General features: G+C 44.7%; 11 protein-coding genes and 2 riboswitches. All 11 genes read right to left on the bottom strand.

Annotated elements, in window-relative coordinates; translation table 11 throughout:
- Positions 1-157: 157 nt before the first annotated feature.
- The 11 genes from Q7J41_RS11210 to Q7J41_RS11160 all read right to left on the bottom strand — a co-directional run bounded on the left by Q7J41_RS11210 (position 158) and on the right by Q7J41_RS11160 (position 11962).
- Entirely contained in the window at positions 158-595 is a 438-nt protein-coding gene (locus Q7J41_RS11210) for a flavodoxin (RefSeq protein ID WP_304888099.1), read from the bottom strand.
- Between the two features lie 64 nt (positions 596-659).
- The gene (locus tag Q7J41_RS11205) at positions 660-1784 is read right to left on the bottom strand and encodes a GTPase domain-containing protein (protein WP_304888097.1); all 1125 of its coding nucleotides are present in this window, start codon (positions 1782-1784) and stop codon (positions 660-662) included.
- Complete coding sequence (locus tag Q7J41_RS11200) at positions 1777-2946, bottom strand: YcjF family protein (RefSeq protein WP_304888096.1); 1170 nt, start codon at positions 2944-2946, stop codon at positions 1777-1779. The genes Q7J41_RS11205 and Q7J41_RS11200 overlap by 8 nt, the downstream gene beginning before the upstream one ends.
- A 371-nt stretch (positions 2947-3317) precedes the next feature.
- Positions 3318-4238: a 5'-nucleotidase gene (locus Q7J41_RS11195; RefSeq protein WP_304888094.1), complete on the bottom strand. Its 921-nt coding sequence runs from the start codon at positions 4236-4238 to the stop codon at positions 3318-3320.
- 258 nt (positions 4239-4496) lie between these two features.
- Positions 4497-4661 carry a hypothetical protein gene (locus Q7J41_RS11190; protein ID WP_304888092.1) on the bottom strand — a complete coding sequence of 55 codons (165 nt, stop codon included), beginning with the start codon at positions 4659-4661 and terminating at the stop codon, positions 4497-4499.
- 43 nt (positions 4662-4704) lie between these two features.
- Positions 4705-5817, bottom strand: a complete 1113-nt coding sequence (trpD, locus tag Q7J41_RS11185; protein ID WP_304888090.1) for an anthranilate phosphoribosyltransferase — start codon at positions 5815-5817, stop codon at positions 4705-4707.
- 37 nt (positions 5818-5854) lie between these two features.
- Positions 5855-6895, bottom strand: coding sequence for an alcohol dehydrogenase catalytic domain-containing protein (locus Q7J41_RS11180; RefSeq protein WP_304888088.1), 1041 nt, complete (start codon positions 6893-6895; stop codon positions 5855-5857).
- A gap of 113 nt (positions 6896-7008) precedes the next feature.
- Positions 7009-7185: riboswitch (cobalamin riboswitch) on the bottom strand.
- Between the two features lie 118 nt (positions 7186-7303).
- Entirely contained in the window at positions 7304-8248 is a 945-nt protein-coding gene (locus tag Q7J41_RS11175; RefSeq protein WP_304888086.1) for a tocopherol cyclase family protein, read from the bottom strand.
- A 56-nt stretch (positions 8249-8304) separates the two neighbouring features.
- On the bottom strand, positions 8305-9159 hold the full coding sequence (locus Q7J41_RS11170) for a DUF92 domain-containing protein (RefSeq protein WP_304888084.1): 855 nt from the start codon (positions 9157-9159) through the stop codon (positions 8305-8307).
- A gap of 187 nt (positions 9160-9346) precedes the next feature.
- Positions 9347-9805 carry a redoxin domain-containing protein gene (locus tag Q7J41_RS11165; protein ID WP_304888081.1) on the bottom strand — a complete coding sequence of 153 codons (459 nt, stop codon included), beginning with the start codon at positions 9803-9805 and terminating at the stop codon, positions 9347-9349.
- Between the two features lie 30 nt (positions 9806-9835).
- Positions 9836-11962, bottom strand: coding sequence for an HD domain-containing phosphohydrolase (locus Q7J41_RS11160; RefSeq protein ID WP_304888079.1), 2127 nt, complete (start codon positions 11960-11962; stop codon positions 9836-9838).
- Between the two features lie 359 nt (positions 11963-12321).
- A riboswitch (TPP riboswitch) is annotated at positions 12322-12420 on the top strand.
- Positions 12421-12495: the final 75 nt, after the last annotated feature.

The raw sequence follows: 12495 nt of genomic DNA, 5'->3' as shown, positions 1-12495 counted from the left end.
CACCAGGGCTGATTTTGGAACACCCCCCTTGTTCATAATCCGCCCTGGTTTGATAAAATGTAAGGAACACCTAATGTTGTGACAAAAAAGCCCTGGAAGTTTTGCTTCCAGGGCTTTTTATCTGACTTACGCTATGTTGTAATTAATGCTGCCTTTTTTAAAATTCGGCAAAGGCCTTACCAAACTGGACACAGCGGTGACGCCCCTCTTTATCGGGATCCCCTAAAATGGTTAGTCCTTTATCAAAAAGAATAGCGCCCAGATCTTTCACCTGGTTCTCCCACTCCGCCATCCACTCGCCATCGCCCCAGCCGTAGGATCCAAAAAGAGCCACCTTTTTTCCTATTAAATGATCAGAAATTGCCTTGAAAAACGGTTCAAATTCGCTTTTTTCGAGGGCTTCCCCTTCCATCGCCGGACAACCCAGGGCAATCTTATAATAGCTGTCAATACTGTTAATATCAAAGTCAACCACGTTGACTAGAATCGCTTTAGCGCCGGCTTCATCAATGCCATTTGAAATTTTTTCGGCCATGATCTCAGTGCTTTCTTTATAACTCCAATATATTACGCCAATTTTATCTACCAGTTCCATCTCGGTCTCTCCTTCTTATGTTTGAATTTACAGTTGTCTAATTATATACCCCAAAGCAAACCAGTTATTCTTCAATCTCCAATCCCGAATTAATTTTTTTTAATTCCTGCGACAAGATCTGGACACAGACCTGTAGATGGTTTTCGAGCAAGGCCTTGTTGTGTCGTAGTCCTTCCCGATAATAGGCCCGGGTTTTTTCCTGAATGGCAAATTTACCCAGCAGGCCCATCACCGGTATCGCTAAAAAAACAGCCCCGGCAATTGAGGTTCCAATTTTATCGCTTTTTTTAATTTGAAAATGGGTAATTTGGGGAATGCGCTGTTGCTCCGTCACTTCCACCAGGGCATGGCCTGAAAACTGGCTACTGAAAGCCGCATAGAAATCATAGGCTTCATTAAAAAGAGCATCCGACTCCTTACCAATCTCTTCAAAAATATCCTGGGCGTAGATGTCAAAATATTCATTGCGGCTGGCTTCTTTTTTTCTAGATGTCGGGTTTAAAAAACCGACATGCTTTTGAACCAGTTCCTGACACTCAATAAACCATCTATTTATTTTCTCCTGGCCGATCGTTGTGAGTATTTGCGGCATTTTGCCGGAAATGGAATCGAGCAGATTAACCTTGATCCGCTGGATGATTTTTTCTTTGCCAAAGGCCTGGGTGGTCTTGCCGCTGAGCAGTATTTTGGCGTGGCTGGATACCTCGACAATATCCTGATTCCGTACCCCGGTCTTTTTTATGATCTCTTTTCGCATCGCCGCAATGGCGGTTTCCACATTCATCACATCGCAATGGGTCAGCACCACCAGCACCGGGTTGCCATCCTTCCCCAGAATCGTGATCATTTCCAGATCAAAGTCCTCCACCCGGGCTGATTTGGCTGACAAACAATAAATAATGGTGTGAAACCAATCCTTGATTTCGCGAACATCATGTTGTTCCAGAACCTGCTGAATCAGGGCTTTCCAGCTTTCCGATTTATCAGCTTCCAGTCCCCAGGAGTCGTAGAGATGAAGGATCAGCGTTTGACTTAGAGGGATCGTTTCGGAAAAAATCCCCATCCCGGTCACTGGCCGTCCGGCTCCGGTTTTCATGACTTCGGTACCAAATATATAATTGCACAGGGATGTTTTCCCCACCCCGGTTTTTCCTAAGATCAGGACATTGGTTTCACAGCGTTTAACCATGCCGGGAAACCTTAAACCATTCGGCCATTAGCTTGGCAATGTTCTCGCCATTAAAATAGTCGGCCCACTCAATTTCTTTGCCTTCTTCAAACACTGCCGTGGCGCAGCGAAAACAGATCTCCGAAATGGCATAGCCCATGGCGGCAGTAAAGCTGGAAGCCACGACGGTGTTGACGGTGGTACCAATAGCCGTACCGACCCCGGGAATCAGTTTAAAGAGGTTGGCACTGAGGGTTTGAGCCAATAACCGACCGGATTCAGAAATCACCACCGAACCCACCAGTGACGACAGATTCCCCAGCTTTTGATCCAAACCATAAGTTTTCATAATATGCAGCGACATCTTAATCTGGATCGGCACCAGCAGTGCCGCATCCGAAAAAGGAATCGGTGTTAAGGCCACGCCGGCCGCACCGCTGGTATACAGGGGAATAATCTTATGATTGATCAGTCTTTTTTTAGCCTCCAGATTGCCTTTGAGGGCACTGATAAACCCTTCCCGCAAGGATTCATCGAGATGATCAATGGCCCAGCTGATCAGTTCATCCCATTGCAGATAATCCTGCAAAGCCGCTTTCACCTCCGGATCATCGACCACACTGGTGCGGAAAAATTCCACCTGGCAATGGTTTCTGATGGCCGCTTCCATAGCCTCGAGTTCTTCGGCATCGAGGTTATCGATTTGAGTCAGAACCACCGCTACCGGCAGCTTTTTTGCTCCCAGCATCTGGATCACATCGATATCCATATCGGTAACCCGTTTGTTTCCGGCTGAGATGCAATACCAGACCTCATGGATCTGGTTACTTAGGTCATGACTGGTTTCGTCTTTTTTAGCCGGGTTAATAGCCGACTCTCGACATTTATTTACCCAGCTTTCGACATTGGCCTTGTACTTAGATATTTTTTCGGTGCCGATTTCATAGCCTTCGGTATCATAAAGCACCACCCCGGCATCGGCTCGCTGATACTTGGTAATTCCCCGGGTTACCGGAATACCATGACCGATTTGGGCCACCGCTGCACCAAAAACATAATTCACCACCGAACTTTTTCCGGCACCAGTGGCGCCGCAGATTAAAATGTTTGGTTTCTTGATACTTTCACTGATTTCGTCAAGGGTTTTATTAAAATCAAAATCATCGGGTCGATAGTCTTTCATTTTGTTCCCTCTTTCTTTTTTCTGCTTGGTTACGCTAATTATCTGCAGTTTTTCTCAATTGTCCTAAGTAAGGGGTTTAATCCTTCATAAATCCGGTTTTTATCTAGTTATTATACCAGAGAATTGTTAATTTCATTTTAATTAAAATCTTCACCTGATTATCACAAAACAATCAACACCCGACCACAGATCGGCGTTAAACTAAGTACAGTAATCCATCACAACTGTTATTTATCTGAGTTTTCACCAATGGTTTATCCCTCAATAATCCCTTGGTTTAACATATATCTTTTCATAACTCCTTTCTCACAAAAAAGAATTCTCTGAAAGCAGAGGATTCTTTTTTGATTTAATTTGTAGTTGCTAATCCGCTACTCTGAAACCGTCTGATTTTCATTATTCTTATACGGCACCCGGGCAGAGGGGACGAATTCCGCTGTTGCATCGGTGTGAATGGCCTGGTCGTCAAAATAGATATGAGCTCCGAAGGCCTTAAGCACCTCCTGCTTGCTCATCCCACCGAGGAAAAAGGCTTCATCAATCCGCACATCCCAGGCCCGTAGGGTCCGGATGACCCGCTCGTGGGCTGGGGCATTTCTGGCCGTGACCAGCGCCGTGCGGATCGGTGCCCGACTTTTGTCGAATGCCTTCTGTATCGCTGACAAGGTTTTTAAAAACTTGGCAAAGGGACCTTCTGGCAGGGGATTCGTGGCGTTTTTAATTTCATTGGCCTGAAAGGCTTCAATGCCCTGGCTTTTATAAATCTGCTCTGATTCGTCGGAGAAAAGGACCGCATCGCCATCAAAGGCGATCCGAATCTGGTCGATTTCGGTGGCTTCATCATAGGCCAGGTGCTGGGTATAAATAATCCCCGCCGCTACCCCGGCGTTAATAGCCTCCTGAACATCCTCCTCATTGGCAGAAAGAAAGAGATCAGTGCTAAACGCCTCCAGATAGGGTGAAAGCGGGGCGCCACTGACCAAGGCGGCCCGGGTGATATCCAATTGATAATGCTTAATCGAGTTAAAAATCCGCAGACTGCTATCGGCATTATTTCGGGACATCACAATGATTTCGGTTTTTCGTTCCGCTGAACCAATTTCGTTGAGCTTCAGCAAGGCTTTGATTAAGGCAAAACCGGTTCCTGGTTTTAGCAAGTCATTCTCGTGTTCAATCTGATAGTTGGTATACGCATCTACCCCTTCTTCATTAAAAATCTGATTTTCCTCTTCCAGATCAAAAAGGGCTCGGGATGAGATGCCGACAACCAAACAGTTTTCAAATTTATGCATGTTATTCCTCTTATCTTCCCTATCGCAATGATTTTTTAATCTTAATCCACCTGTTAAAAGATCATGTTATCAACAAATGTGTTGATTTTATAGACAATTGTGGATAAGTATGGCCGTTGTTACTCTGCTCTGTCGGAAAATTTTATCCACATGCTAAAAGAACCTTTCTCAACGAGAAAGGTTCTTGCAATTAAATTCTTACATTCTTATCATATCACCTGAATGGCAGATAGTAAAGGGAATCCTGTCGGATATTTTTTACGCAAAATGATCTGTTTCAACAAGCGTTATTTTAATAATCCGCAAATTCGAAATCTGCCCCTGCAACTCAGCCTTCAGTGCTTTTAGCATTGCCAGTTCGGTTTCTGGATAAACACTGGCTTTATTGATACCCACCAGCGTAAACGCCTTATTTTCAGCCATTTTTAAATAGCCTTCCGCTGATTTTAACGCATACAGAATCATCCTATTTGATGGCCTTTGCTTCCAGATCAGATAAGGTCGAGAGTCCTTTAAGTCGATCGCGGTTTTGGTATTTCACCCAGGTATTCAGTTTTTCCCAGGCTGCGCCGTTGTGAATAAGTTCCAGCGCCAGTTCATAGCCTTCCCGAATGCTTGCTGCCTTGTCTCTCAAATAAAGAATCAGGCCGGCATTTAATGCAACAATATCTTCCCGGGTTTTGGTTTCTTGCCCCTTTAACAGCCGAACCATACACAGTGCGGACGCTTCCACGGAATCAAATGTTCGGATTTCATCCACAATTCCCGGAGTTATCAACATATCCTGTGGATTAAATGAGTAGTTTTCCACAGTGCCATCTTCTTTCAGCTCGGCAATAAAAGTGGTCCCGATAGTCGAAGCCTCATCAATCGACTGCTCGCCAACTTCACCATAAACAACAATGGCTCGTTTATAACCAATCTCCGCCATGATCTGGGGAACAAAGGCCAACATCTCTTTCGAGTAGACACCTCTTACCCCATACTGCGGAAGTGCCGGATTAGCCAGGGATGCTGAAATATTCAGCACGCTGCCAAAGGAAATCTGTGATAAAACCCGACCCAACGCCACGGGATGGACTTCCGGACTCATGCCGTTGAAAATACCAATGCCGGCTTTTTCAATGCTTTCTTTGACCAACTCCACGCTGGAGTCCATATCGATGCCTAATGCTTCCAGTACATCAATGGTTCCGCATACCGAGGTCAATGCCCGGGAACCGTGTTTGGCCATCGGAATTCCCGCTGCTGCCGCAATAATTGATGCCGCCGTACTGATGTTGAAGGTTTTAAAACTATCCATCCCAGTGCCGCAGTTATCCACAATCGGAAACTCGGTGACGGGTTCCACCTTAAAGGTATCCACCTCGTAAATAGCCTCAAAGCTCCCGGCCACTTCCTCCGCTGTCGCCCCTTTGGCACTGAGCGCCGCTAAAAAAGCACCTTGCTGCATGGCGGTTTGTTTATCACTTAAAATTTCCATAAACATTTCTTTGGAATCATCTTTTGACAGGTTTTCTTTATTGATCAGCTGGGTAATCACCTGACCATAATCTTTCATACTGATTGTTTTTTCCATTTGATTTCTCCTTGAATTTTTACTATTGTTATTTTTTTTAGTTCATCACAACAATGGTTGAATAACCATCGCCGTTTTTTATATAATCCATTCCCCGGGCCAGTTCTTCCAGTTTGACCCGATGAGAAATTAGCGGACGCACATTTACTTTTTTTGACTCCAGCAAGGTTTTCGCCTTCCGGCTATGCTTAACACTGCAGCCATAGGATCCCACCACTGAAATTTCCTTGTAGTGAATCAGATTGATGTCCGGGTAAAAAGTATCATCCCGACTCATCCCGCTGAAATACCCTAAGGTGCCTTTTTTGCGTAAAATCTGCAAGGCCAGATCCAGAGCCTTCGCACCGGGACAACAGGGAATAACCACATCCACCCCCTGGTTATTACTATTCATTTGCAGTTGGTTTTTCAGATCCGGCTCACTGCCGCTGAAAACCGCATTAAAGCCAAGCGCTTTGCCACGGTTGCGGCGCTCTTTATTTTCTTCAATAAGGATGACGTTTTTAATACCCGCCGCTTTTGCCACAAACAAATTGAGCAGACCCAGACGCCCTCCGCCGATGATCACCAGCACAGAATTGCCGTTCATTTTCAGACGATCCTGAATATTTACACAACAAGCCAGTGGTTCAATAAAGGATATTTCTTCATAAGCCAGATTTTCATTATTGATCTGATTGACGACTCTGGAACGCAACGCCTGCTGATCAATTTTAATCACTTCCTGAAAACCGCCATCAAAATTAAAGCCCATAATCTTGATCTGATCACAGAGATTATCCAGACCTTTTTTACAATATTCACACACCCCACAAGAAATTCCGGGATGAATGTGAACCCGCCCACCAACAGTATGGCCAATTACATTTTTGCCCTTCTCGATGATCTCGCCGGCAATTTCATGGCCCAAAATTCTGGGATAAACAAGATCCCGTTGCCCCACGGTAGCGCATTTTAAATCGGTTCGGCAAATATTGCAGGCTCTGACCCGCACCAGAATCTCGCCGTTACCGCAAACCGGCATTTCCCGGTCTTTCAGAACAAGGTCTCCCGGTTTTTCCAAAACAACTGCTTTCATTTCTTTATCCACCCTTATTCTCATTTTATCAGACTACCATTTCCCTAAAAGGTAGCGATCCTATCTTTAGACAAAAAAAAGCCACGCTAATAAAGCGCAGACTCTCCACATCTCTCAATATCTAATTCTCAGGCAGGTCTTCTGACTCATGATCATCACCTCTGTCGCCTTCCCATTTTTAAAACAGTGGCATATTGACAGAAATTCCCAATTTACAGCGGCGGGCCCGTATAAGCTTCTCACTTATTTTCCTATTCTCCCCGGGGGGCACCTGAAAACGATTATTCAATTTTGTTCATTATATCATAACTCTAATCCTGAATAAAACACATTTTTGGCAACTTTAATTGATGATTCCGCATGATAATTGGTTTTCTTTGTTAGGATTCTATTTTCGATGCAACCCCCTCATCCAGACCGTTCCATGCCAGCCTCGCTGCTTGAGCTTTCAAATATAATTTCGCCCTGATTGTTAGTTAACCGCACCCAAACTTTAGCGGTGATGCTCTCCACAACCTCCCGATCCATCCGTCCATCCACCGGCGCCCGAAGTCGACCGCCACCAACCATCTGAGCGGTAAAAGCAAGCGCCCCGTTCGGACCTTCCATCTCCCCGGCACAGGTTCCCTTTTCTGTGTCCACTTCCCATTTTTCCAGCCGGGAAAAATTGTAGGTGGCAAAACGCCGGGTGATCCCGTTAAAATCAGTAAAGTAGGCGAAAAAACCCGGAAATTCCATTCCCAAAAAGGGAATGTTCGCCCGTGAAAAAACAAAAGAAGCATTTCTTGTTTCAAAATGACTGGCTTGCAGCCAGAGATAGGTTTTGGGAAATGACCGGCCATAATCCTTTTCGATATAACCCACACCACCATTGAAATCAAGGATCTCCCCATCCAACTCAATTGAGCCATTTATTTCATGATATAAATGGATGATGGCGTGATAGCATTCCATAAATGGCAGCCAACCAAAAGGCCCCATGATTCCGGGATTCTTTCGGCCAGTGGGAAAGGGATAACTATTGTTAAAGGTCAGCCGCCCTTTGATGCTCCCATCCTCGGTGTCCACATTTAGTGACAAGCCCTGAGCATTAAAGCTATTGTTCTCAATTTCCACATCAAACTCGCCCGATCTGGCACTAAACTCCGAATAAGGAAAGTGATGATACCAGGTTTTTCCGTTGACAGCATTGATTACCTGGATAAAAGCATGCTTTTTCCCCTGGGGATCAATCGCCATTCCCGGAATAATGGCAATCGCATGTTTTCGATCCACACTGATGCATTTAAAATACCAGCCTTCGAAATAACGTCTTTTTTTGTTTTTTCCCTGAAAAAATGCCTGTTTAATCATCTGTCCTTTTCCTTTCATGTCACGAAAACAGTAGTTCTCCGCCAAAAACCATTTTTTTATTTGAGCTGCACAAAAATTAGAACCAGTGCGGCGGCCAACAAAGAGCTGGCAAAATTAACAAAATCATTGTTCACAAAGGTTATTCCACTATATAACTGGTTGGGTTTATTATTGTCGTCTGGCTTCTCAGTCAACTCGCCGGTTTCATGGCTGATATACTTGGCCTGGATAGCCGCACCCATTAGGCTGTCCAGAATTGATCCCAACACGCCACCTAAAGTAATAATACCAATTTGCATCCATAACAACTCACCGCTGTTTCCGGCGGCTAACTGGTACAAACCGTAGGTCAACGCCACCACCACCGAACCGCCCAGCGAAGCCATCAACCCCAGCGGACTGACCCCGCCGGAAAGCCCGGGACTGACCGGTTTAAAGGTGATCAGCGAAACCGGTGCCTTGCGGCTGAGAATGCCGATTTCCGAAGCCCAGGTATCAGCGTTGCAAGCCGCAAATGATGCTGCCACCGCCACCAGATAGGCCGGATTCTGAGATATAGCAAAAGGCACTGCCATAATCAGAGCGGCCCCCCCATTGGCACCAACCTGGACAATATCCCGGGGGCCCGACTTGGCGTGAATTCTGGCCTCAACCGGATCTTTAATGCTGGCTTTGAAATGGGATAAAAAGGTCGAGCTTAAAAAGAAAACCATCAGTAAAATAAAGAATAAGGGCCCTCCGGCCAGATATAAGGCGACTCCCAAAAAAAAGGCTCCCAGAGCTGCCGAAAAGGTTAATGATTTTCGCCAGTATGCAAAAGTTGACCCTCCCAAAGACAAGAAAATGTATATCACATGTTCCAGAATCGATCCGGTTTGCGCAGCTGCACTATAGTCGATTAAATTTTCCATTCCGCTCCTCCTATTTTCGCAGCTTACCGCCAAAAGATGTCAATAATAGCGGTTTGCTTGCTTTTATGCCTCAAACAATTCAAAAAATGCCCTGGTTACCCAAGGCATTGAGACTGCCGATAAAATTTGCCTAACATTTGATCGGACAGGCGCATTGCGGCAACTCTGAATAAAAAGAACGTCTACCTTATTTCATTTTTCCCAGCACTTCTTCCACATCCGGCAGGGTGCGAATTTCATATTTCTTGACCCAGATCACCATCCCAGCTTCATTGATCAGGATATTGGCTCTTTTTGATGCCCCGTGTTCCTCACTAAAAATACCATAGTCTCTGGCCACAGCACCTAACGGAACAAAGTCTGATAAAATTTTGATGTGTTTCAAAGACAAGGCCCGAGCCCAAACCGATTTGCTGGGTTGCGGATCCACACTGAGGCCCAGTATCACGGTATTCTTTTCCGCAAAGCGATCCACATTCCGATCCAGTGACCGCATCTGGTCGGTGCATACTGATGTCCAGGCCAGGGGATGCCAGGACAGTAACACCTTTTTCCCTTTAAACTGACTCAGGGTAACCATCTCGCCATTTTGATCCGACAATGTAAAATCAGGAGCCATTGCCCCTAATTGAATCATCTCTGTCATAACTTGTGCCTCCTCTTATTTTTTAATATTTTAATTTTTTTGGTTATCCATTACTGCTGAAATTTCCAGCCGCACTGGCAAGCCTTCTTCTTCAATCATTTTAAGGAAGGTGCTGACAATTTCCGGATCAAATTGGGTGCCGGAACAGGCGTTAAGTTCGCTGATGGCATAAGACAAATCGCTAGCTTTCTTATAGCTGCGGCTGTGAGTCATCACATCAAAGGAATCCACCACATTGATGATCCGTCCCAGGTATGGAATTTCCTGGGCTTTTAGCCCGTCGGGATAGCCGGTTCCGTCAAATTTCTCATGGTGCGCCAGGATATACTCGGCAATATGCTCCAGCGCTGGGGTGGACTTGGCAATCCGGTAGCCAATTTCCGGATGGGTTTTGATAATTTCCCATTCTTCATTGCTGAGCTTAGCCGGTTTATCGAGAATATATTCGGGTATTCCAATTTTGCCAATGTCATGGAGCAGCGATAGCAGTTCCAGTTCGTCCAGTTGATCTTTTCGCAGCTCCAGGCGACTGCCCAGGGCTTTGCTCAACAGGCTAATCCGCATCGTATGGGCTTCTGTCTCGGTACTTTTTTCATGGAGGGTTCGCGCCAGTGACCGGATCGTGGCATTTCGGGAACTGGTGCTTTCCATCAGCTTATTACGATACATTCGGTTTTCCGCCAGGTTCAGCACCTCTTCCGGACTTCTCAATTCCTCATTACTTTCAGCATAACCCATGGCCACGCTGATATTCAAATGAAAATCCTGAATTTTCTCAATTTCATGAGTGATATCCCGGATCAGCTGACAGATCCCTGCCTGTTTGATATCCTTAAGCACAATGACAAACTCATCGCCTGGCCATCTTGAAATCATATCGGTAGGACGGCACATCCGCCTGAGTACGTTACTCACGGCGATCAGCATCTGATCCCCTTCCTGGTGTCCAAAAGCATCATTGGTCAGCTTTAGCCCGTTAATATCACACATGATAATAAAATAGTGGGTATCTTTCTGCTCACCGAGGACTTCAAACTGCATTTTCATGTAGTCCCGGTTTTTAAGCCGGGTCAGCGGATCCGAATAACTTAAAAACCGAATTTCTTCCTCATTGATTTTTCTTTTGGTGATATTGGATTTGATATTCTGATTGGCCTGGTCAATTTCCCGAAGCATCTGGTTGATTGAAACTGCCAGCGTTTTAAGCTCATCGCGTCCATCCATATCGATGGAAAGAGTGGTATCGCGTTTTAATCCCACTTCTTTGGTAAAGGCAATCAGCTTTTCAATTCGCCTTAGAAAATAGCGGTTTACGATAAAAAAATCAATGCTGAGGATCAGCAAAAGCAGCGCAACGAAACTGGCCATAAACAGATTGAACTGATTCTTTACAAAAGCATAATTTTCTTCAACCCGGGAAATTGTCATCAGAATGGTTTTTTCGCCATCGCCATCCTGTAGTAATCGGCTGGCGGTAAGATAGGGTTTCCCATCGAATGCTCTTTTCATAATTTGATTTTCTGGAATGGCCGCCGCCCCCGCTTCGCGGAATTCCACATTGACTCCGGTTAAATCTTCGAGATAAGCCGTCATTTCGCCATCAACAGTTTTGACCATCACCATGCTGCCATTGCTGACCGCATTATGGCTGGAATTGTTAATCCGCCCGGAGGCAATCAGGTACGGCTGTCCATTTAGCATCATCAGATTTGTTTGGGCGTCCTCATCATCGGTCAGCATCCCCCTGTAAAAATCACTCTGGCTGATTTTTTTCACCAGCCCGGCGGATTCTTCCGCTGTCAGTTCAAAATCTACAGATCCCACCACCCCGCCAGTTTGACTGACAAAAAGCATCATATTCAAGTTCAGGTTTTTCAGCGTCTCTTCATTAAGATTCACGGTCACATAACTCGGATTCTGGTCATCGATAAAACGATAGGTATCATCCCAATAGGCCCAATCCTTCAAAATACTGTTGAGATTATCTTTTTCATTTTCAATGATCGTCTCAACCATTTTAAAATCTTTCTCAATCTGATTTCTCTGAGCGGCATCAACAAAACCATAGAAAACCCAATAAAAAATCCCATAGGTGATCCCTAAAAGCATTGCCGCACTGCAAAGGGCGATTATAATTGTTTTAACCTTCAGTTTCATTTGGCACCATCTCAGTCTTTTTTACAATGACTTTATTATATGACTAAATCGTTTTCATTTTAACCGTCAATTCTCTATTTTTTCTTAAGCAACGTCATTTTCGATTGAGCGCTTGCCGCACGATCAGACGATGATCAAATGCTAATTTACGCTCACCTGCTGATCGTTTCCATCCATTGGGATAGTTATATTTAAAGCGCATCTTCATGACCCTATCATAACAATAATTAAACAAAAATGACAGTCCCTATTTTTTTATTTTCATGATCTGTGGTCAAATGAACCAAACTATTATTGCTTTAAATCAGTCCGACATCTTGACATTTATATTTAAGATGATATAATACTGACAATTAAATACTCATTTGCGGGGGGACTTATATAGTTGAGAAGGTTAAAACCTGACCCTTTGAACCTGTTAGTTAATACTAACGTAGGGAGGCAAGGCGTTTTGGCTAATTTTCTAATACGTGCTTTCAGTGCTTTCCTATTGTGGAAAGCACTTTTTTTATACTCAAAATTCTTAATTTGAA

Origin of the sequence: Acetobacterium sp. (assembly GCF_030652775.1) — a bacterium.
Taxonomy (GTDB): Bacteria; Bacillota; Clostridia; order Eubacteriales; family Eubacteriaceae; genus Acetobacterium.
Note: the sequence above shows the minus strand (reverse complement) of the source record. Positions and strands in the feature narration are given on the sequence as shown.